The sequence below is a fragment of the Bradyrhizobium sp. NBAIM08 genome (assembly GCF_020193935.1).
Classification (GTDB): Bacteria; Pseudomonadota; Alphaproteobacteria; order Rhizobiales; family Xanthobacteraceae; genus Bradyrhizobium; species Bradyrhizobium yuanmingense.
This window is the reverse complement of the sequence record NZ_JADYVR010000006.1, coordinates 497065-516520: the sequence shown is the minus strand read 5'-3', so window position 1 is coordinate 516520 and position 19456 is coordinate 497065. Positions and strand designations below refer to the sequence as shown.

General features: G+C 65.2%; 19 protein-coding genes. 6 read left to right on the top strand and 13 right to left on the bottom strand.

The window, feature by feature from the left end:
• Positions 1-4: 4 nt before the first annotated feature.
• The 8 genes from I6F37_RS23305 to I6F37_RS23270 all read right to left on the bottom strand — a co-directional run bounded on the left by I6F37_RS23305 (position 5) and on the right by I6F37_RS23270 (position 8268).
• A complete protein-coding gene (locus tag I6F37_RS23305; protein ID WP_225152792.1) occupies positions 5-1987 on the bottom strand; it encodes a heme lyase CcmF/NrfE family subunit in 1983 nt (660 codons plus the stop codon).
• Positions 1984-2508 carry a cytochrome c maturation protein CcmE gene (gene ccmE / locus I6F37_RS23300; protein WP_225152790.1) on the bottom strand — a complete coding sequence of 175 codons (525 nt, stop codon included), beginning with the start codon at positions 2506-2508 and terminating at the stop codon, positions 1984-1986. Before ccmE ends, I6F37_RS23305 begins: the two co-directional genes overlap by 4 nt.
• A gap of 34 nt (positions 2509-2542) precedes the next feature.
• Entirely contained in the window at positions 2543-3649 is a 1107-nt protein-coding gene (ccmI, locus tag I6F37_RS23295) for a c-type cytochrome biogenesis protein CcmI (RefSeq protein ID WP_036005789.1), read from the bottom strand.
• A 131-nt stretch (positions 3650-3780) separates the two neighbouring features.
• A complete protein-coding gene (locus tag I6F37_RS23290; protein ID WP_036005792.1) occupies positions 3781-4050 on the bottom strand; it encodes a hypothetical protein in 270 nt (89 codons plus the stop codon).
• A 98-nt stretch (positions 4051-4148) separates the two neighbouring features.
• Positions 4149-5549: a hypothetical protein gene (locus tag I6F37_RS23285; RefSeq protein ID WP_036005795.1), complete on the bottom strand. Its 1401-nt coding sequence runs from the start codon at positions 5547-5549 to the stop codon at positions 4149-4151.
• Positions 5550-5710: 161 nt separating this feature from the next.
• Positions 5711-7087: a sensor histidine kinase gene (locus I6F37_RS23280; RefSeq protein ID WP_036005798.1), complete on the bottom strand. Its 1377-nt coding sequence runs from the start codon at positions 7085-7087 to the stop codon at positions 5711-5713.
• Positions 7088-7196: 109 nt separating this feature from the next.
• A complete protein-coding gene (locus tag I6F37_RS23275; RefSeq protein ID WP_036005801.1) occupies positions 7197-7871 on the bottom strand; it encodes a response regulator transcription factor in 675 nt (224 codons plus the stop codon).
• Between the two features lie 241 nt (positions 7872-8112).
• The gene (locus I6F37_RS23270) at positions 8113-8268 is read right to left on the bottom strand and encodes a hypothetical protein (RefSeq protein ID WP_167361642.1); all 156 of its coding nucleotides are present in this window, start codon (positions 8266-8268) and stop codon (positions 8113-8115) included.
• Positions 8269-8485: 217 nt separating this feature from the next.
• Between I6F37_RS23270 and I6F37_RS23265 the strand changes: the two genes are divergently transcribed.
• The 6 genes from I6F37_RS23265 to I6F37_RS23240 all read left to right on the top strand — a co-directional run bounded on the left by I6F37_RS23265 (position 8486) and on the right by I6F37_RS23240 (position 14007).
• Entirely contained in the window at positions 8486-9487 is a 1002-nt protein-coding gene (locus I6F37_RS23265) for a Ku protein (RefSeq protein ID WP_036005804.1), read from the top strand.
• Between the two features lie 59 nt (positions 9488-9546).
• Positions 9547-9783: a hypothetical protein gene (locus I6F37_RS23260; protein WP_036005807.1), complete on the top strand. Its 237-nt coding sequence runs from the start codon at positions 9547-9549 to the stop codon at positions 9781-9783.
• Between the two features lie 259 nt (positions 9784-10042).
• On the top strand, positions 10043-10207 hold the full coding sequence (locus tag I6F37_RS23255) for a Flp family type IVb pilin (RefSeq protein WP_036005811.1): 165 nt from the start codon (positions 10043-10045) through the stop codon (positions 10205-10207).
• 121 nt (positions 10208-10328) lie between these two features.
• A complete protein-coding gene (locus tag I6F37_RS23250; protein WP_036005935.1) occupies positions 10329-11855 on the top strand; it encodes a thymidine phosphorylase family protein in 1527 nt (508 codons plus the stop codon).
• A gap of 3 nt (positions 11856-11858) precedes the next feature.
• Positions 11859-13454 (top strand): MBL fold metallo-hydrolase, encoded by a 1596-nt coding sequence (locus I6F37_RS23245; RefSeq protein WP_036005813.1) that lies wholly within the window; start codon positions 11859-11861, stop codon positions 13452-13454.
• A gap of 148 nt (positions 13455-13602) precedes the next feature.
• Positions 13603-14007, top strand: coding sequence for a hypothetical protein (locus I6F37_RS23240; protein ID WP_225145989.1), 405 nt, complete (start codon positions 13603-13605; stop codon positions 14005-14007).
• 281 nt (positions 14008-14288) lie between these two features.
• On the opposite strand, the gene I6F37_RS23235 is transcribed toward I6F37_RS23240, so the two are convergent.
• Genes I6F37_RS23235 through I6F37_RS23215 form a run of 5 tightly spaced genes read right to left on the bottom strand, consistent with a single transcriptional unit; the run spans position 14289 to position 19416 of the window.
• Positions 14289-14978 carry a type 1 glutamine amidotransferase domain-containing protein gene (locus I6F37_RS23235; protein ID WP_036005815.1) on the bottom strand — a complete coding sequence of 230 codons (690 nt, stop codon included), beginning with the start codon at positions 14976-14978 and terminating at the stop codon, positions 14289-14291.
• Positions 14979-15036: 58 nt separating this feature from the next.
• The gene (locus I6F37_RS23230) at positions 15037-15669 is read right to left on the bottom strand and encodes a hypothetical protein (RefSeq protein ID WP_036005817.1); all 633 of its coding nucleotides are present in this window, start codon (positions 15667-15669) and stop codon (positions 15037-15039) included.
• Positions 15670-15677: 8 nt separating this feature from the next.
• The gene (locus I6F37_RS23225) at positions 15678-17933 is read right to left on the bottom strand and encodes a xanthine dehydrogenase family protein molybdopterin-binding subunit (protein ID WP_036005819.1); all 2256 of its coding nucleotides are present in this window, start codon (positions 17931-17933) and stop codon (positions 15678-15680) included.
• Between the two features lies 1 nt (position 17934).
• The gene (locus I6F37_RS23220; RefSeq protein ID WP_036023261.1) at positions 17935-18399 is read right to left on the bottom strand and encodes a (2Fe-2S)-binding protein; all 465 of its coding nucleotides are present in this window, start codon (positions 18397-18399) and stop codon (positions 17935-17937) included.
• A gap of 18 nt (positions 18400-18417) precedes the next feature.
• Positions 18418-19416, bottom strand: a complete 999-nt coding sequence (locus I6F37_RS23215) for an AraC family transcriptional regulator (protein WP_225152788.1) — start codon at positions 19414-19416, stop codon at positions 18418-18420.
• Between the last annotated feature and the right edge of the window lie 40 nt (positions 19417-19456).

The following is a 19456-nucleotide window of genomic DNA, read 5'->3' as shown; positions in this document are numbered from 1 at the left end:
CGGGTCATTCCGCGGGCTGGAGGCGCTGCTTGGCCCGCGCCGGCTTCGGCGCGCCGACCCGCAGACGGCGGTCGGAGAGTGAGAGCACGCCGCCGAACGCCATCAGCACCGGTCCCCACCAGATCAGGAGAACCAGCGGCTTGTGATAGATGCGCACGGCGATGGCGCCTTCGGCGGTGGCGTCGCCGAGCGAGACGTAGAGCTGGCTCGCGCCGCTGGTCAACAGCGCGGCCTCCGTCGTCGAGGAGCCGCGGGTGGTGAAGCTGCGCTTGGACGGCGTCATCACCGTGACCGCCTCGCCATCGCGGCTGATCTTGAACTCTGCGATCATCTCGCGGTAGTTCGGGCCCTGGCGTTGAAATAGCCCGTCGAGCTTCAGATCGTAGCCGGCGACATGGGCAGTCTCGTTCGGCTTCATGGTCGCGATGTATTCGCTGTTCCAGGTGGTCTCGCAGACGATCCCGATCAGCGCAACGCCGAGGCCGGCATGCGCGAACGCGGTGCCCCAGGCCGAGCGCGGCAGGCCGCGCGCCCGGTGCAGCACCGTTGCGAACGGCAGGCGCACCAGGCCCGTCCGCTCGACCAGATCGGTGACCGCGCCGGCGATGACGAAGACGCCGAGGCCGATCGCGAGCGGCGCCAGCGCGCTGCCGCCCCGCACCCAGGCCCAGACGATGGCGACCACGACCAGTCCGGCAACGCCGGCCGCGAGCAGACGTTGCATCACGCCGAGCAGGTCGCCGCGCTTCCACGCCAGCATCGGCCCGAACGGCACCGCGAGCAGCAGCAGCGCGAACAGCGGCGCGAAGCTCAGATTGTAGAAGGGTGCGCCGACCGACATCTTGAAATCGGCGAGCATCTCCATCGCGAGCGGATAGAGCGTGCCGAACAGCACCACCGCGCAGGCCACGGTGAGCAGCAGATTGTTCAGCACTAGCGCGCCCTCGCGCGAGATCGGCGCGAACAGGCCGCCCTGCTTCAGCGAGGTGGCGCGGCCCGCGAACAGCGACAGGCTGCCGCCGATGAACAGGCACAGGATCAAGAGGATGAACACGCCGCGGGTCGGATCGGTGGCGAAGGCGTGCACCGAGGTGATGACGCCCGAGCGCACCAGAAAGGTGCCGAGCAGCGACAGCGAGAAGGTCAGGATCGAGAGCAGGATGGTCCAGACCTTCAGCGCGTTGCGCTTCTCCATCACCAGCGCCGAATGCAATAGCGCGGTGCCGGCGAGCCAGGGCATCAGCGAAGCGTTCTCCACCGGATCCCAGAACCACCAGCCGCCCCAACCGAGCTCGTAATAGGCCCAGTACGAGCCCATGGCGATGCCGAGGGTCAGGAAGATCCAGGCGACCAGCGTCCAGGGCCGCACCCAGCGCGCCCAGGCCGCATCGATCCGTCCCTCCATCAGCGCCGCGATCGCGAAGGAGAACGAGATCGAGAAGCCGACATAGCCGAGATAGAGCATCGGGGGATGCACGGCGAGACCGATGTCCTGAAGCACGGGATTGAGATCGCGTCCTTCGATCGGCGGGCTGGCGATGCGCAGGAAAGGGTTCGATGTCATCAGGATGAAGAGGTAGAACGCGCTGGCGACCCAGGCCTGCACAGCCAGCACATGCGCGCGCAGCGAGAGCGGCAGATTATTGCCGAAGCTGGCGACCAAGCCGCCGAACAGCGCGAGGATCAACACCCACAGCAGCATCGAGCCTTCATGGTTTCCCCACACGCCGGTAATCTTGTAGAGCAGCGGCTTCATCGAGTGGGAATTCTCGTAGACGTTGGCGACGGAGAAATCCGAGTTCACGTGCAGCATCACCAGCGCCGTGAACGAGGCGCCGACGAACAGCAGCTGCGCCAGTGCGGTCGAGCGCGCCACATTCATCAGGGCGGCGTCGCCAAGGCGCGCGCCGATCAGCGGCACGACGGACTGGATCAGTGCGAGGGCGAGCGCCAGCACCAGCGCGTAATGTCCTGATTCCGCGATCACCGCACCGCTCCCTGCGGATTGCCCTGCGCGGTCGTCGCCGCGGGGGTGGCAGCGCCAGAAGCTTGGGTGCCGGAACCTTGGGTACCGTAATCGTCCTTCCAGTGCCCCTGCTTCTTCAGGGCATCGGCGACGTCCTTGGGCATGTAGGTCTCGTCGTGCTTGGCAAGGACGGTATCGGCCTTGAACACGCCGTTGGCATCGAGTGCGCCTTCCGCGACGACGCCCTGCCCTTCGCGGAACAGATCGGGCAGAATGCCTTTGAAGGCGACCGGCAGCTTGGCGTTGCCGTCGGCGACCTCGAACGTCACCGCAAGATTGTCGCCGCGCTGGAGCGAGCCGGGCTGCACCAGGCCGCCGAGGCGAAACCGCTTGCCGGGCTCGACATGCTTCTCGGCGACCATGGTCGGGGTCGAGAAGAACACGATGGAGTCGCGCAGCGCGTTGAGCACCAGCGCGGCCGCGAGCGCGAGCACGGTGAGCGATCCGCCGATGATGGTCATACGTCGCTGCTTGCGCGTCATGGCGTATCCGTTCTCCGCATCTGTCGTCCCGAAATCATCCGCCGATCCCGAGAGTCTTCAGGCCTTCGTTGAGCTGGCGCAGCCGCTCGGCGTTGCTGGCAACCGCCTGCCGGGCATCGGCCGAAGCGCCCATTGCCTTGTCCCGCTCGCCCATCACCAGATAGGCGCGCACCAGACGCAGCCAGCCCTCGACATCGTCGCCGTTCTGTTTCAGCCGCGTCGCCAGACGATCGACCATGCCGCGCACCATGGCGTTGCGATCGGTTTCGGCCATGTCCTTGGAGGCAGCAATCGTCTCGTCGGACAGCGCCGGCAGCGTGCCGCCCCCACCGACCCGCGCCAGCGAGGACTGCACCAGGGCACGCCACGGCGCATCCGCAGGCGCTTTCGCAAGCAGCGCGCGCCAGATATTGGCCGCGTCGTCCTTGCGGCCGTCCTGCTCGGCGGCAAGGCCCAGAAAGTAATTCGCCTTGGGATCGTCGGCGTTCAAGGCGTGTGCGCGCTCGAATTCGGCCTTGGCCTCGGCGGTCACCACGCCGCCGGCGGCAGCCGAGATCGCTTCGCCGAGATCGGACCTGCGCTCCGCGCTTTCGCCATTGTAGGTGAGCGAGTTGCGATAGGCGCGCACCGCGTCGTCGAAGCGGCCGAGCCGCTCCAGAACCGGCGCGAGCACGTTCCAGCCGCGCCCGTCCGTCGGATTCTTCTCAAGATGCTGCTCGACCTGCACGACGAGGTTCTCGAGCGACTGCGCCATGCCACCCCCGCGCTCCCGCTGCGCAAGGGGAAAGTCCTGCAGCCGGGGCGAGCCGAGTGGCATGTAGACGCCGGCCGCGATGAGCGGCAGTCCGGCAAGCGCCAGCACGGCCGCCGCACGGCGCCATTTGAGGTTCGACTTCGGCGCCGTTGCCGGCTCGCTGGCCGCCGCCGCGAGCAGCCTGCGGCTGACCTCGACGCGCGCAGCCTCCGCCTCCGGCGCCAAGATCAACCCTGCGGCGAGATCACGCTCAATTTCGGCCAGCTGGTCCTTGTAGACCGCGACCTCGCTGCCCTGATCCTGCGCGCGGCTGGTGCGGCCAAGCGGCAATAGCACGGCGAAAATCGCCGCGACCGTCATCAGCGCGAACACGAACCATAGCGTCATCTGGCAAGCTTCCGGCGGCGCCCGAACCGCGCCTGTAGGTGCCTTTACACCACGGCCGGACGATGCGGCAATTGACAATTGTCAAGGCGGCGCAACCGCATGTAGTGCCGAAAAGGTGAAAATCCAACGGCTTAGCCGATCTCGAAGTCGATACTTTGCGCGGCCTGCTCGCCGTGCCCGTCGAAGGCCTTCAGGAAGTATGTTCCGGGCTTGATTGCATCCGGCAATCTGATGCGCAGCGCTCCGACCGGAACCCGAGATGCAACCCTGGTGGCGGTCTCAGGCAGCTGCCGATCGCTGGCCTTCTCGACCAGCACCACCTTGGCTCCAACCATCAGCCGTTGATACTTGGCAACGATGACGCGGTTCTCAATTTCAATCGAGCTGATGACCGGTTTCATGCGCCTACAGATGGAAATTTCCAGACTTGCACCGCGAAAGTACGGTGCGCCATCGGCGTCGTCAACTTAAAATTGTGATCAGGAAAAATGCGCGCCGATCAGCCTGCGCGCGACGATTTGCGCTCGCCCGTGAGTGCATTTTCGGCGGCCCGGCTCATCAATGAGGCGTAATCGTCGCCGAATAGCACCTGGCAGAAGCGGATCGCGGCCTGCACCTGCTGCTGCCGATAGGTGCGGACCTTGTGATCGGCGGCACGCAGCGACTGCACCAGCTGCTCGGTCGACCGTTCCACATATTGCTGGAGATCGGAGAAGGTACGCAGCGTCACCTCGTTGATCGCAAGCTCGCTCGCATAGTTGCGGCACGTCGCGACGAAGTCGATCAGTGCCACCGTTTCCTCGACTTCGGTGCTGTCGATCCGCGCGCCCGGCGGAATGTCCTTTTCGGGGCGCTGGCGCAGGATGCGGCGGACGCGGCCGGGAACGCTGTCGATCTCGGACTGCAGCGCATTGGAGATGTCGGCCCGGATCGACGTCAGTTGCTTGCCCCAGGTCGAATCGTTGCGCAGGTCGAGCTCGGTGCGCAGTCCGCGCACGCCGTCGTGCAGCGTCTTGAGGTTGCCGGCGACATTGTCGAAATGGCCGCGCTTGATGTCCATGCGCAGGACCGCGGCGACGCAGGACAAATCGTGCAGGGCCATCGTGACGGCCATACCGTAGGGCGTCGCCGCGACGCGGATCTCGTCATCGGACGCCGCTATCTTGACCGCAAGGCGGATGATCTGCCAGGGCGCGGTCATCCGCTGCACGACGATCGACAAGGCGAAAGGCAGCATCTGCGGCGTCTGAAGTGCCGGAATGTTGAGCGCCGACGTCACCGAGGCGATCTGGGAATCCCCGAAGGCCCGCAAGGTGCGCGGCAATTTCTCGTTCAATGTCGCAATGGCGTCCCGGACCTGGAGCACCGCACCGATCGAATAGAGATCCTCGATCACGTTGGGCGGTCCGACCCGGGCCAGCGCTCGCGACTTGTCGCCGCCGCCCGGCCCCGTCAGCTCGAAGATGGCGTCCGCGGCCACCGCCTGAAGCTTCTGCGCCAGGGCTTCGACCTGCCCAGCACTGTCCGCCGGCATGCGCGCCAGCGCCGCCTCGAATTCGTTCACCTTGTCCGGTGCGCCGTCACGGCCAAGCCACTGCCAGATCGGCTGCAGCGAGGAGCGGCGAATCTGGCCGGCCCTGACAGGAGTGCCCGCTTCGATGAGGAACGGTTCCAACACCTGGAATAGGAGCCGCGACAGATCGTCCGTGCGCGGCGGCAAAGCCTCGTCGGCCTCGCTCTTGCGGACGATCTTGCGCAGCTGCTCGAGCACGAGGGTGGCCACCGCCGTGTCCTGGCCGCGCTCCAGCGCACGCTCGAACTCCCGCATCAGCAGTGCCTGCGACTGCGGCGGGAGCTGCGCGAGATATTCCCTCAGCCGCTCGATCGATGTCTGGCTCATGCGCCCGGGTAATGCACGGTAAAATGGCGGACATGGGATGGGTCCGGCGTGATCATAGGGGGTCCCCACTTAAGAAGCCGTTTAGGAAGCTGCCTCGAATGCCTCCCATGCTTCGCTCGAGGAGCCTCAGCTGCGCCGGAAATTGTCGTCGAAACAAGGGATTATAGCCCGGGAAGAACCAGCTCGGCGCGCAGACCCCCAGTCGGGGCGCTGCCGAGCGAAAGGCTGCCACCATAGAGGGCCGCGAGGTCGGTCACGATCGACAGCCCCAGTCCCGACCCGGGCTTGGACTCGTCGAGGCGCTTGCCGCGCCGGGCGACCTGGGCGCGCTCGGCTTCCGACAGGCCACGGCCGTCGTCGTCGACGATGACCCGCAAACGCGGGCCGGCGCCGGCCCGCTGTGGCGGCTCGACGAGGACATCAATGAGGACGCGCGAGGCCGCCCATTTGCAGGCATTGTCAACGAGATTGCCGACCATCTCCTCGAGATCCTGCCGCTCGCCCCGGAACTTGGCGGATGGATCGGCCTTGGCCTCGACCACGATGCCGCGGTCGCGATGGATCTTCTCCATGGTCCGCCGCAGTCCCTCGATGGCAGGCGCCACCTCCGTCACGGTCGCGACCACCGAGACCCGTGCCGCGATGCGGGCGCGCTCCAGATGATGGGCGACCTGATCACGCATCACATCCGCCTGCTCCATCACCTTCTCCGCGAACGGATCGGCGGCATGCGCGCTGGCTTCGTTGACGATGACCGAAAGCGGCGTCTTGATCGCATGAGCGAGATTGCCGACATGGGTGCGCGCCCGCTCGACGATCTCGCGATTGGCGTCGATCAGCGCGTTGGTCTCGCGCGCCAGCGGCGCGATCTCGACCGGGAATTCACCCTCGAGCCGTTCCGCCCGCCCGGAGCGGATGTCGGCGATCGCGTCCGAGATGCGCTTGAGCGGTGCAAGGCCGAAACGGACCTGGAACACGGTCGTCAGCAGCAGCACGATGCCGAGCGCCGTGAAGGTGCCGCCGAGATAGTAGTCGAAGCTGCGTGTCTCGTCGAAAATCTCGGTATCGTCCCCGGCGACGCTGACCAGAAATTTGCCGTCGGCACCGAGATCGACCGGCCGTTCCACCATGCGCAGATTCTGCCCTTCCGGCCCGTCGACATAGCCGAGGCGGATGCCGGCGGCGGTGAGCTCGGCACCCTGCTCTTCGAGCTTCGGTAGCTTCTTGTCCCAAAGCGAGCGCGAGGAGCGCACTTCCGGCTTTTCGGTGTCGGTCCGCGTGATCTGCCAGTACCAGCCGGACAGCGGCAGGTCGAACAGGGGCTCGCCAAGCGACTGGAACTGGCGATCCGGCGGCTCGTCGGGCGTTGCGACCTCGGCGATGAGGGTGCGCAGGTAGAGATTGAGCCGGCGGTCGAAGGCGCGCTCGGTGGCGTTCTTGTAGACCGACGACAGCACCACGCCTGTGATGGCCAGGATCACCACGAGCCAGGCGGTCGCCGACAGGAACAGTCGGTTCGCAAGCGAGCTAGCGGCCATCGGAATGATCCCGGGCGGCGCAGGATGGCAGGTGGTCGGACGTCATGACCGGACCAAGGGCCCTGTTCGGCCTCCCGTCAAGCCAAGATACTTCAAAGGCCGGAACGCCTCAGGCGCCCGGGGCCGGCGGCGGGGTCAGGAGATAGCCCAGGCCGCGGACGGTCTGGATGATGTCGACGTCGAGCTTCTTGCGGATGCGGCCGACGAAGACCTCGATGGTGTTGGAGTCGCGGTCGAAATCCTGGTCGTAGAGATGCTCGACCAGCTCGGTGCGCGAGACCACCCGCCCGGAATGGTGCATCAAGTAGGCCAGAAGCCGATATTCGTGCGAGGTCATCTTGATGGGATTGCCCGACACGCTGACCCGGCCGGTTCGGGTGTCGAGCGTAACCGGGCCGCAGGTCAATTCGCTCTGGGCATGGCCGGTGGAGCGGCGCAGCAGGGCGCGGATGCGCGCCAGCACCTCCTCGAGGTGGAACGGCTTTGCGACGTAGTCGTCGGCGCCGGCATCGAAGCCCTGCACCTTGTCGCTCCAGCGGTCGCGTGCAGTGAGGATCAGGACCGGCATGGTGCGGCCGTTGCGGCGCCAGGCTTCCAGCACCGAGATGCCGTCCTTCTTCGGCAGGCCGATATCGAGCACCACGGCGTCATACGGCTCGTTGTCGCCGAGATAGTGCCCCTCCTCCCCGTCGAAAGCCCGATCGACGACATAGCCGGCGTCGGTCAGCGCCTTGGTGAGCTGGCGATTGAGATCGGGGTCGTCCTCAACAACGAGCAGGCGCACGCTTCTCTCCAAGGATAGGCTGCAAGAACAGGCGACATGAACACCGCCACAGATGAGCAATTCCGGCGTGAACTGAATATGAACGCAGGGAACCGGGCTACGTTACTTTTTGGTCATATACGACCCGGCGCGCGCAAATGCGACTGCGCCCACCATGCCGCCGGAGGAGCCGGTGGCATGGTGGGCGCAACGTGCCGCATCGCGCGGCGAGCCGGAAGGTGCCGGCGTGCTGATCCGGCCGTCAGGTCCGGAAGAACACGAACCAGACGACGGCGAGGATCAGGATCGCAAGCCCGGTCGAGATGGCGAGCAGCGCCGCCACCGATGGTCCGGGCTCGCCCTGGCGTGCCTCGGTCGGAGTTTCGACGATCCGGTTCTGCTCTCGCCTGGTTGCCATGGTGACCTCGATCTGTGGCTGTCGCGTCGGATGGCCGCGACCTCCTCGGCGATGAATTGCCGGGGCAACGCGTCATCTCGGGCGATGTTCCGGTCCAGCAAACACGGCGCAGGCGGCGATTAACGCCGTTGCAAGATTCCGCGCCGGCGGTTGCTATGATTCGCAACTGGGCGATGGTATCCTCAAAGCTTGTCCGCTGTTGCGTCTGGAGTAGCCCATGGCCCCCCGCGCCAATTGGAAGGGTTTTCTGCGTCTGTCGCTCGTGACCTGCCCGGTCGCGCTCTATCCGGCCACTTCGGATACGGAGAAGGTTTCGTTCAACCAGATCAACCGCAAGACCGGCCACCGCATCAAGTATCTCAAGGTCGATGCCGAGACCGGCGACGAGGTGACGTCCGAGGACATCGTCAAGGGCTACAAGGTCGACACCGACACTTATATCGAGGTCACCAAGGACGAGCTGGACGACATCGCGCTCGATTCCACCCACACGATCGAGATCGACGAGTTCGTGCCCAAGGCCGACATCGACAACCGCTATCTGATCCGCCCCTACTACCTCGTGCCGGACGGCAAGGTCGGCCACGACGCCTATGCGGTGATCCGCGAGACCATCCGCAGCATGGACAAGGTCGCGATCGGCCGCGTGGTGCTGACCAACCGCGAGCACATCATCGCGCTGGAGCCGCTCGAGAACGGGCTGATGGGCACGCTGCTGCGCTACCCCTACGAGGTCCGCAGCGAGAAGGAATATTTCGACGACATCCAGGACGTGAAGCTGACGAGGGACATGCTCGACCTCGCCAAGCACATCGTCGAGAAGAAGTCCGGCGCGTTCGAGCCCGAGCTGTTCGAGGATCATTACGAGACCGCTCTGATCGATCTCATCAACAAGAAGCGCAGCGGCATGCCGATCACCGCCAAGGCCGCACCGAAGACCGGCGGCAACGTCATCAGCTTGATGGACGCGCTGAAGAAGAGCATCGCGAACGAGAAGGACGCGGCCCCCGCGGCGAAGGTCGCCAGGGACACGGACAAGGAGACCGCCAAGGACACCAAGGCCAAGAAGCCGAAGAAGCGCGTCGAGGGCCAGCGCGAGATGCTGCTGCCGATATCAGGCAAGGGCGGCAAGGACGCTGCGGCGAAGGCTGCGACCACGCCGAAGAAGGCCGCCGACAAGCCGGTGCGCGCGCCGGCGCGGGCAAAGAAGGCCGGCTGACAGCACCACGCCCCGCGATCACGCCGTGATGTCTCTCCTCGCCGATCGGCCGGCCTGACATGCCCTGGTCGACGACGTTCGACGATCCCGTCCGCGTGAGCAACAAGCGCAAGTTGTTCACGCTTCAAGAAGCCGCCGACTACATCATGGAGCTGCCCGAGGACGCCCAGCACGAGGCGCATTGGCAGACCGCGATCGAGACCTTGATCAATGCGGCCGAGACCGGCGGCGGCTGGGTGATGTTCGCCCGCATCGCGATGTTGCGGGCGCTGAATGCGGACGGCCGGCGCGGATGAGCGCGATCGAGACATCCTTGCCTATTCGTTGACGAACAGGCTCAACAATCGGTTAAGCGGCCAAGCCAATGGGGGCAATGCAACAGGCTGTCGGTTTGACTTCATTTGAACGGATCGACGGAACCCTAATTTAATGAATGCCGTCGTACGAGGTAAGGTGCGATCGCCGCGTTTTGGCGCGCTCGAAGATTTATTCGATCGATTTGCAAGTCCGATAACGACGCGACCATCCATCGGATCGGATGAACAGGAGTTGGCAATGCGTCTGCTTAGGTCCTTCCTTGCCGATGAGAATGGCGCAACCGCAATCGAGTACGGCCTGATCGCCGCAGGGATCGCTCTGGCAATCGTGACCATCGTCAACAGCACGGGCGCTGCGCTGCTCAACAACAAGTTCAACTCGGTCAGCACGGCGATGAAGTAACCGCCGGCCAACGGCCTGCGCAGCGGCTGCCCGCCGGAGCGGCGGGCCATGATCTGGGTCAACAGCATCGGGACGGCGACGTCTAAGCATGGAGGTCCGACTCCCTGCTGCCGGCCCGTCCATGCATCCAGACCTTCCGCATTCCCAACTGAAGATCCGCCGCGTCCGCCTCGACACCGGCCGTGAGAACGTCGTCGTCGTCTCGAGGCGCTCCAAGGCGCTGCGCGCGGAGATCTTCCGCGGTTTCAGCCGCGTCGAGCTTCGTCAGGGCGGCAAGGTTCTGCTGGCGACCCTGCTGATCACGGACGACGATACGCTCGCGGCTCCCGACGAGATCGGCCTCTCCGAGCCTGCGTTCCGGCGCTTCGCCGAAGCGGTCGGAACGGAGGTCACGGTCAGGCCCGCCTCGCCTCCGGAGAGCCTGGAAGCGGTGCGTGCGAAGATCCGCGGACGAACTCTGAGCCAGGCCGAGATCGGCGCGATCATCAGCGACCTTGCCCATTATCGTTACTCCGACATGGAGATCGCCGCCTTCCTGATCGGGTCGGCGAGCTTCATCACCAGCGACGAGCTGCTCGCCCTCACGGGGGCCATGGCGCAGGCCGGCACGCAATTGGTCTGGCCGACCCCTGTCGTCGTCGACAAGCATTGCATCGGCGGCATCCCCGGCAACCGCACCTCGATGGTGGTGGTGCCGATCGTCGCCGCGCATGGCCTGCCGATCCCGAAGACCTCCTCGCGCGCGATCACCTCGCCGGCCGGCACCGCCGACACGATGGAGGTGCTGGCGCGGGTGAATATCTCCGTCGAGGAGATGAAGGCGATCGTCTCCTCCTGCAACGGCTGCCTGATCTGGGGCGGGCACGTGAACCTGTCGCCGGCCGACGACGTCCTGATCTCGGTCGAGCGCCCGCTGAGCCTGGATACTCGCGAGCAGATGGTCGCGTCCATCATGTCCAAGAAGATCGCGGCAGGCTCGACCCATCTGCTGATCGACATTCCGGTCGGGCCGACCGCGAAGGTCACCGGCGGCGTCGAGGCCATGCGGCTGCGAAAGCTGTTCGAATTCGTCGGCGACCGCTTCGGCCGGACGGTCGAGGTGATCACGACCGACGGCAGCCAGCCGATCGGCAACGGCATCGGGCCGGTGCTGGAGGCCAACGACGTCATGGCGGTGCTCGGCAATGACAAGGATGCGCCGCGCGATCTGCGCGAGAAGTCGCTCCGGCTCGCCGCCCATCTCTTGGAATACGATCCCAAGCTGCGCGGCGGGGCCGGCTATGCCCGGGCGCGCGAACTGCTGGATAGCGGCGCGGCACTGCAGCAGATGCAGAAGATCATCGACGCACAGGGCCCCTCGACATGCAGCAACGAGCTCGGACCGCTCAGCTTCGACGTCGAGGCGAGGCATGATGGCATCGTGTCCGCGATCGACTGCCTGCGTCTGAACCGCCTCGCCCGCACCGCCGGCGCGCCGCTCGACAAGGGCGCAGGCATCCGCCTGTTCAAGAAGATCGGCGACCGCGTCGAGCAGGGCGAGCCACTCTATCGCGTCTACACGTTCGGCCGGTCGGAGCACGATTTGGCGGCCAGCGCGACTGCGGCCGACAACGGCTATGCGATCAACGGCAAGTCTCTCGGAGAATGACAGATGAGCATCACCGTTCGATTTTGCGGTGCCACCCGCACCGTGACCGGCTCGAGCTATCTGTTCCAGACCGCAAGCGGCTGTTTCCTGGTCGATTGTGGATTGTTCCAGGGCCAGAAGACGCTGAAGGAGCTCAATTATCGCGCCTTTCCGTTTCGCCCCGCCGACATCGATGCGGTGCTGCTCACGCACGCTCACATCGACCATAGCGGTCTCTTGCCGAAGCTCGTGCGCGCGGGCTTCGAGGGGCCGATCCTGGCGACGCGCGGCACGATCGACCTCTGCTCCTACATGCTGCCCGATGCCGGCAACATCCAGGAATCGGAGGTCAAGCAGCTCAACCGGCGCAACGCCTCGCGCGGGCGCAAGGAGGTCGAGCCGATCTACACGCAGGCCGATGCGATCGCATCGCTGCGATCGTTCCGCGCCGTCGACTACGAACGCTGGACCGACGTGATCCCCGGCGTCCGCGCACGCTACTGGAACGCCGGCCATTTGCTCGGCTCCGCCTCGATCGAGCTGGAAATCGCCGAGCAAGGCGCGGCGCGGCCGCTGCGCGTGCTCGTCTCCGGCGACGTCGGGCCGGAGGCCAAGCTGCTCCAGCCCGATCCCGAAGCGCCGAGCGATTTCGACTACGTCATCTCGGAATCGACCTATGGCGACCGCGTGCGCGAGGCCACGACACCTGCGCTTCGCCGCAAGCACCTCGCGGCCGAGGTGCGCGATGCCGCGGCGGCCGGCGGCGCGCTGCTGCTGCCCGCCTTCGCGGTCGAGCGCACCCAGGAGCTGATCGTCGATCTCGTCGACCTGATGGAGCACCGCGAGATTCCGACGGCGCCGATTTTCCTTGATTCACCGCTCGCGATCCGCGCGACCGAAGTGTTCCGCCGCCATTCCGAGAGCCTCGATCCGTCGGTTGACGCCACGCGCCTGCTCAACTCGCCGCATCTGAAATTCACCGAGACCGCGGACGAGAGCAAGGCGATCATGCGTCTGTCCGGATTTCACATCATCATCGCCGCGAGCGGCATGTGCGATGCGGGCCGGATCCGCCATCATCTGAAGCGCTGGCTGTGGAACGAGCGCGCGACCGTGCTTCTGGCCGGCTTCCAGGCCAACGGCACGCTCGGCCGCTTCCTTCAGAACGGGGCCAAGGCCGTCCGCATCCAGGGCGACGAGATCAAGGTCGCTGCCCGCATCCGCATGATCGACGAATATTCGGGCCATGCCGACGGAGCCGGCATGGCCAGCTGGATCGCGGCGCGTCGTCCCATCGCGCGCGGGCTGTTCCTGGTCCACGGCGAGGAAGCGGCGGTTGCGGGCCTGGCCGAGCGCGTCGCCGAGCGCATCATTCCCGCGGCCAGGATCTACCAGCCGATGCTGGACGACACTTTCGAGCTCGCGGCACCCGAACCGCGCGTGCTCGACGCCGATCATCGCCGGCGACTGTCGCCGGAGGCCGTGACGCGTCTCGACTGGCACAACGAGATGTCCGAGCTGATGCTCGACATCAACGATCGCGTCGCAGCCGCCGCCGACGACCGCGCCCGCGGCGTCATCATCCGAAGGCTGCGGCGGGCGCTGCAGGAAACGGCATAGCGCTGGCGGAAACAATAATCCGGATTGCGCCTCGCTTCATCCAGGTTACGGCGCTTTGACGGCCCTCTGGGTGCTGATATTCTCCGGCGGAACGGGCTCGACGAGCCATGCCGTCAATCGATCAACCAGCGCTGCCGAGAGAATGCGGATGAGACGCGTGATGCTCCTGACGATCGGCCTCATGTCTGTCGTCGCCTGGCCGCACGACAGCGCCAGAGGCCAAACTTCGGCCGCGCCGCCGGTTTCGCTTGCTCGGCCCGATGCAGCGCCGCCACGCCCGGGTGCCACCAAGCCCGCCCGGGTAACGACGAACGGAACTCCAGCAGCGACGTCCAGCAGGGAGCCTTCCGTGATTGGCCGGCCTCAACCGAATCCGGCCGCCGACTACGATGGCTTCAGCGTCGGCACCGTCGATGACGTCGACACGCCGAGCCGCGTGACGCCGGCCGTGCGTTCACGCGCAGCAAGGGACGCCAGGTCCAATCCGGATGGTCTCGATCAAGAAGATGAGGCGTTGAAGCGAAAGCTGATGATCTGCCAGAGCTGCAAATAGCAGAGCAATCGGATATGACTTGTGGCGGCGGCCTGCGCGCACGCCTCGTCCTTCGAGACGGCGCTGACGCGCCTCCTCAGGATGAGGCTAGTCAGCACTCAGTGCTCGTTGAAATGGCTGCCGCGCACTCCGCCCTCATCCTGAGGAGCCCGCCCATAGCGGGCGTCTCGAAGGATGGCCGCCGGGGAAACTCCCAAATGCGATAGCCCTGCTGCAAAGAGGGATGTAAGCACAGCTTCAGATGCCGCGCCCATCCCGCTCGAATTCGTCCTTGCGAATCTTCAGGTTTTCGCGCCGCTGCTCCTATCCTTGAGGGCGGCCAGCAACTCTTTTCCGAGCGCTCCGGCAGAGGCGGGGTTCTGGCCCGTGATGAGCCGGCCATCGACGACGACGTGAGGTTGCCAATTGGCCGCGGACGAGTACTCGGCACCCTCTGCCCTCAACGCATCCTCGAGCTCGTAAGGTACGTCATCGCGCGCATAGTCGTACTCTTCCTTCTTCGAAAAGGATGTCAGCTTCTTGCCGCGCACGAACGGGACGCCATCGCCGAGGTCGACGCCAAGCAGCGCGCACGGCCCGTGACAGACAGCGGCGACGAGCTTGCCGGTGCTCCAGGCTCGCACAACGGCACTTTGGACCGCCGCATTGCGCTGGATGTCCACCATGGGACCAAGACCGCCGGGTATCAGGATGGCGTCGTAGTCGGCGGCATCCACCTCGGATAATTTACGGCTGTGATTCAGGCGGCGAAAGGCTTTGCTGGCGAGGAAATCCTTCTGAGCAGGATCTTTCTCGTCATATGCATCGTAAGGCGTCCACCCCCCGGCCGGCGACGCGAACTCCACCGCGATCCCAGCCTTGTCGAGCACCTCGAAAGGATGGGCAACCTCGGCGAAAAAGAAGCCGGTCTTGCGACTATGCGGTCCGATCACGGCTGCGTTGGTGACAATGAAGAGGACGTGTTGGGTCATGGTTTTCTCCTTTCGATAATGCTATCTGGGATCGCCTTGCCGCGGTGCGGAGACCGCCTCAATTCGGACAGGGCTGTCCGGCCGCGCCCCACTTCGCCATGTCCTTGACGTGATCCTCGAAGGTGCCGGGCGGCGTTGAGCGGCCGGCTCCGGGCGCCCAGCCGCGCGGGATGAAGCCGCTCAGCGAGGCATCGTGCCGCAAATGCCCGACGAGACCAGCGGCGTCGCGACCGCCGTTGCGCTTGGGATCTTTCATCTGGGCACAGATCTCGGCGCCGCTCTTGCCGAACCAGATGAAAGCCACCGGGGCGAGCTGCCAATCGATGCCGGCGCGCGGCGGCGAGGGCGCCGGCTCGTTCGCCTGGGTCGAGGTCATGTGGCAGGTCGAGCACGGGATCGCTTCCGCTCCGATGCGGCTCTCGCCGCCATGGATGTTCATGCCATGCGGGCGAGGCTTGGTTTCGCCGGCCGGCGTCCAGATCGGTATCGCCTTGGCATCGACATGGCAGTTGGCACACCGTGGATGGGTCACGACGGCTTCGATCCGCTTCCACGCCTCCAGCCCCTCGGCGCGGCTGACGCTACCGGGCGGCAGCAGGTCCTTGGCGGCCTCGTCCTTCGCGGCGACGATCCCGGTCAGGGCGGCGACGGCCGACGCTGCCAAGACCAACGCGATCAGAGATCTCTGCATGGCGTGTCTCACACGAAATCGATGAACTTGTTGAAGGGCATTTCGCGGATGCGCTTTCCGGTCGCCGCGAAGATCGCATTGGCAAGCGCAGGCGCGGCGGGTGGCACCGGCGGCTCTCCGAGGCCCCTCACCTTCGGATCGTTCTCGAGCCCGCGAACTTCGATGACCGGGCATTGGTGGATCCGCATCGCCTCATGGTGATTGTAATTCGTCTGCTGCGCCGCGCCTTTTGAGTAGGTGATTTCGCAATTGATCGCGTGGCCTAGGCCCCAGACGACGCCGCCCTGGACCTGGTTCTCGAAATTGACGGGATCGATCACCTTGCCGACGTCGACCGCGACCCAGACCTTGTCGATCCGGATGCCACGGTCCGTCGCCGTCACCTCGACGACCTCGGCAACCGGTGTCCCGAACGACTCGACGAAGGCGACGCCGCGGCCCCTGCCGTTGCCGAGCGGCCCCTTCCAGGTCGACATCTCCGCGACCGTCTCCAGCAGCTTGCGATAATGCGGCACATTGCACATCGCGATGCGCGCCTTCATGGGATCGAGGCCGGCTGCGTGGATCAATTCGTCAATGAAGCTTTCGGTGAAGAAGCCGGCTGTGGACGCTCCCACGGAGCGCCACGTGGTGCACGGCGACAGCCCTTGCGCCTCGTAGCTGATGGCGCGGAAGTTGGGGATGTCGTAATAGACGTTCCACGTGCCGGCGGCCAATTGAGGATCGGGATCCTTCGAGGGTGCACCCATGCGCTCGAGCAGTCCCTTGAACGGCGCCGTCGATGCCAATTGCAGGTCGGTCGCAACGATCTTGCCGTTGGCGACGCTTCCCCTGTGACGCGCGATCGCAATCTGCCGCGGAATATCCTGAAGGAAATCCTCCTCGCGCGAGAAGACGAGCTTGATCGGCGTCCCGCGCATCTGGTCGGCGATCTCCGCGAGCACGCGGACGTTCTCGAACTCGAGACGATGGCCGAAGCTTCCGCCGGTCCATTGATTGTGGAAGATGACCTGCTCCGGCTTGAGGCCGATAGCGTTCGCCGCAATCGCTTGCACCGCCTGCGGGCTCTGATGACCAACCCAGATTTCCAGGCCCTTGTCGGTGACGAGACCGACCCCGTTCAAGGGCTCGAGCGGCTGATGTGCCACGTAAGGAGCGCGATATTCGGCTTCGACGAGCTTGCCCCTCTTCAGGCCCGCTTCGACGTCGCCGATCGTCCGCCACTCCTTGCCGAGGAATTCGGGCTTGAACGAGGATTCCAGCACCTTCCAGTGATCGGCCTGCTCGGCGGGATAGGCCGACGGCGCCCACTCGCAAGCGATCGCGTCGACCGCCTTCATGGCGTACCAGCTGTTGGTGGCGATCACCGCAACGCCGTTCTTGATCTCGAGGATCTTCTTCACGCCCGGCATCGCGCGCGCCTTGCTGGCGTCGTAGGATTTCAGCGGCTGGCCCTTGCCGGGGTTCAGCTTGACTGAGGCGTAGAGCATGCCCTCCATCTTCTGATCGATGCCGAATTGCAATTCGCCCATAACTTTGGCGCGCACGTCGAGGCGCGTCATCGGCTTGCCCAGCATGCGCCAGGTCGAGGGATCGCGCGGCTGCGCATCGAGCACCGGCGGAATTCTTGCGGCCTCGGCCGCCAGTGAGACGTACGGAATTTTGCTTCCGTCGGGCAGGATCACGTGGCCGGATTGCGTGCGGATGTCGGCGATTGCGACGCCCGAACGTTTGGCCGCAGCTGCCTTCAACGTCTCGCGCGCAACTGCCCCTGCCACGCGCAGCTTCTCATAGGTGTCCGGGATCGTGCTCGAGCCGCCCGTCATCTGCAGGCCGGATTTGCGAAGACTTTCCAGCGCCGCAGCACGTGCTGCTTCGGCCGCAGGGCTCTGGTCCGCGGCCAGGAACGGCGCCAGTTCCTCCTTGAATCCGGTGTTGAAGTAAGCGGGACTCGGGCCGGCGAAGCGGACTTCGAACTGGCCGGGGTCGAGGTCCATCTCTTCGGCGATCATGATCGGCTGCACCGAGCCGACACCCTGACCGATGTCGGCGTGTTGCGCGATCAGCGTGATCTTGTCGGGGCTGATCTCGACCCATGGATTGAAGGTGACGGAATTCGGGCCGAGGCCGGCGGCCAGCGGATTGCCATCGGCACTCGGCGCGGCCGCTTCGGCCGGACCATAGGCACCGAAAACGATGCCACCGGCGACCGCGGCAGAGCCGAACACGAAAGCCCGACGCGAAAGGGTTTGCATGTCGCCCATCTCACTTCTCCGCCATCTTGTTTGCGGCGGCCGCATGGATCGCCGCACGAATGCGCGGATAGGTGCCGCAGCGGCAGAGATTGCCGGACATCACCTGGTTGATCTGCTCGTCAGTCGGTTTTGGGATCGATGCAAGAAGCGAGATGGCCTGCATGATCTGACCGGTCTGGCAGTAGCCGCATTGCGGCACCTGATGCGCGATCCAGGCCTGCAAGACCGGATTTTGGTCCTTGTTGTGCAGGCCTTCGAGCGTGACGACCGATTTGCCCGCGACCTCGCCGATATGGGCCTGGCAGGACCGCACCGCCTTGCCGTCGATGTGAACGGTGCAGGCCCCGCATTGCGCGACCCCGCAGCCGTATTTGGCGCTGGTGATGCCCAGTTCGTCACGCAGCACCCACAACAGGGGCATCTCGGGCACGACGTCGACCTGGCGCTTGATCCCGTTCACCTTGAGCTCGATCATGCCGATATGTCCTCTCGCCTACCTGGTCGCTGCAACAGCAATGCTCGACGCCCATTGCGCCGTATTTCCGAATCCTGCTGGATCATGCGCAATCCCTGCGGAATGGCTTTCGAGCCAATCGGCTTTCACCTCGGCCTGGCCACAGCACAATTCGCGATACTGCCCCGGGGTGAGATTTGCGGCCTTGCGGAATACGCGCGTGAAATTGGCCTGCGAGCCGAAACCGAACTCCAGGGCAATCTCGACCAGCGACAGGTGGTCGCGCGCGAGCTCCTCTCGCGCGGCGTGGACGCGGCGATCGGTGACATAACGGTGCGGTGACAGTCCGGTCGCCTCGCGAAACAGCCGGGAAAAATGATAGGGGCTGAGGCAGGCTTGGGTCGCCAGATCCTCCAACCTGATATCGCTGCCGAGAGACGCCTCGATATAGTCCAGCACGCGCTGCAGGCGTCGCGCGTCGAGCGCCGGCGACTTGTCGGGCGCGCGCCAGCGGTCGATCGTGTAATTGCCCAGGAGATGCGCCGCGAGGGTGACCTGGATCCCCTCCACGAACAGCGCGTCGGTCGGGTGGCGCGGGCGATGGAGCAGATCGCGAAGCGGCGAGCAGATGTGGAAGAGCACCTGGTCCGCCAGGCCGTGAGCATAGGCGATCTCGACCTTGGCCGGATCGATGCCGAAATCCGCAAGCGCGCTGTGGTCAAGCAGTGTCGACGGCAGATAGAGATGAAGGCATTCCATCCGGTCCGAAAGCTCGAGATGGCTCTCCTGCGTCCCCACGGGCACGAGATAAGTCATGCCCGGACGCGCAAGACTTTTCTGGATTTCGCCGTTGCCGGCACGGCACACCATGCCCCCGCCCGACAGCAGCATGACGAGCTCGGTGCAGATGGGAACGGGCGTTGCCTGACAGCCTGCCTCGAACTTGCGATGCTCGATGCTCAGCCCCGGCCAATCATTGACCCCCGCGAGCTTCTCGCTGTTCTTGTACTTGTGATCTCCATGCGTCACGAGCGCCATTACGACCTCCGCTTCGTTGCGGCGATTCCCGGCCCCGTAT

Excerpts from the sequence above, each read along its gene's own strand:
- ccmE (WP_225152790.1), bottom strand. The coding sequence starts at position 2,508 with ATGACGCGCAAGCAGCGACGTATGACCATCATCGGCGGATCGCTCACC.
- ccmI (WP_036005789.1), bottom strand. The coding sequence starts at position 3,649 with ATGACGCTATGGTTCGTGTTCGCGCTGATGACGGTCGCGGCGATTTTC.
- I6F37_RS23290 (WP_036005792.1), bottom strand. The coding sequence starts at position 4,050 with ATGAAACCGGTCATCAGCTCGATTGAAATTGAGAACCGCGTCATCGTT.
- I6F37_RS23285 (WP_036005795.1), bottom strand. The coding sequence starts at position 5,549 with ATGAGCCAGACATCGATCGAGCGGCTGAGGGAATATCTCGCGCAGCTC.
- I6F37_RS23280 (WP_036005798.1), bottom strand. The coding sequence starts at position 7,087 with ATGGCCGCTAGCTCGCTTGCGAACCGACTGTTCCTGTCGGCGACCGCC.
- I6F37_RS23270 (WP_167361642.1), bottom strand. The coding sequence starts at position 8,268 with ATGGCAACCAGGCGAGAGCAGAACCGGATCGTCGAAACTCCGACCGAG.
- I6F37_RS23265 (WP_036005804.1), top strand. The coding sequence starts at position 8,486 with ATGGCCCCCCGCGCCAATTGGAAGGGTTTTCTGCGTCTGTCGCTCGTG.
- I6F37_RS23260 (WP_036005807.1), top strand. The coding sequence starts at position 9,547 with ATGCCCTGGTCGACGACGTTCGACGATCCCGTCCGCGTGAGCAACAAG.
- I6F37_RS23255 (WP_036005811.1), top strand. The coding sequence starts at position 10,043 with ATGCGTCTGCTTAGGTCCTTCCTTGCCGATGAGAATGGCGCAACCGCA.
- I6F37_RS23250 (WP_036005935.1), top strand. The coding sequence starts at position 10,329 with ATGCATCCAGACCTTCCGCATTCCCAACTGAAGATCCGCCGCGTCCGC.
- I6F37_RS23245 (WP_036005813.1), top strand. The coding sequence starts at position 11,859 with ATGAGCATCACCGTTCGATTTTGCGGTGCCACCCGCACCGTGACCGGC.
- I6F37_RS23240 (WP_225145989.1), top strand. The coding sequence starts at position 13,603 with ATGAGACGCGTGATGCTCCTGACGATCGGCCTCATGTCTGTCGTCGCC.
- I6F37_RS23235 (WP_036005815.1), bottom strand. The coding sequence starts at position 14,978 with ATGACCCAACACGTCCTCTTCATTGTCACCAACGCAGCCGTGATCGGA.
- I6F37_RS23230 (WP_036005817.1), bottom strand. The coding sequence starts at position 15,669 with ATGCAGAGATCTCTGATCGCGTTGGTCTTGGCAGCGTCGGCCGTCGCC.
- I6F37_RS23225 (WP_036005819.1), bottom strand. The coding sequence starts at position 17,933 with ATGGGCGACATGCAAACCCTTTCGCGTCGGGCTTTCGTGTTCGGCTCT.
- I6F37_RS23220 (WP_036023261.1), bottom strand. The coding sequence starts at position 18,399 with ATGATCGAGCTCAAGGTGAACGGGATCAAGCGCCAGGTCGACGTCGTG.
- I6F37_RS23215 (WP_225152788.1), bottom strand. The coding sequence starts at position 19,416 with ATGGCGCTCGTGACGCATGGAGATCACAAGTACAAGAACAGCGAGAAG.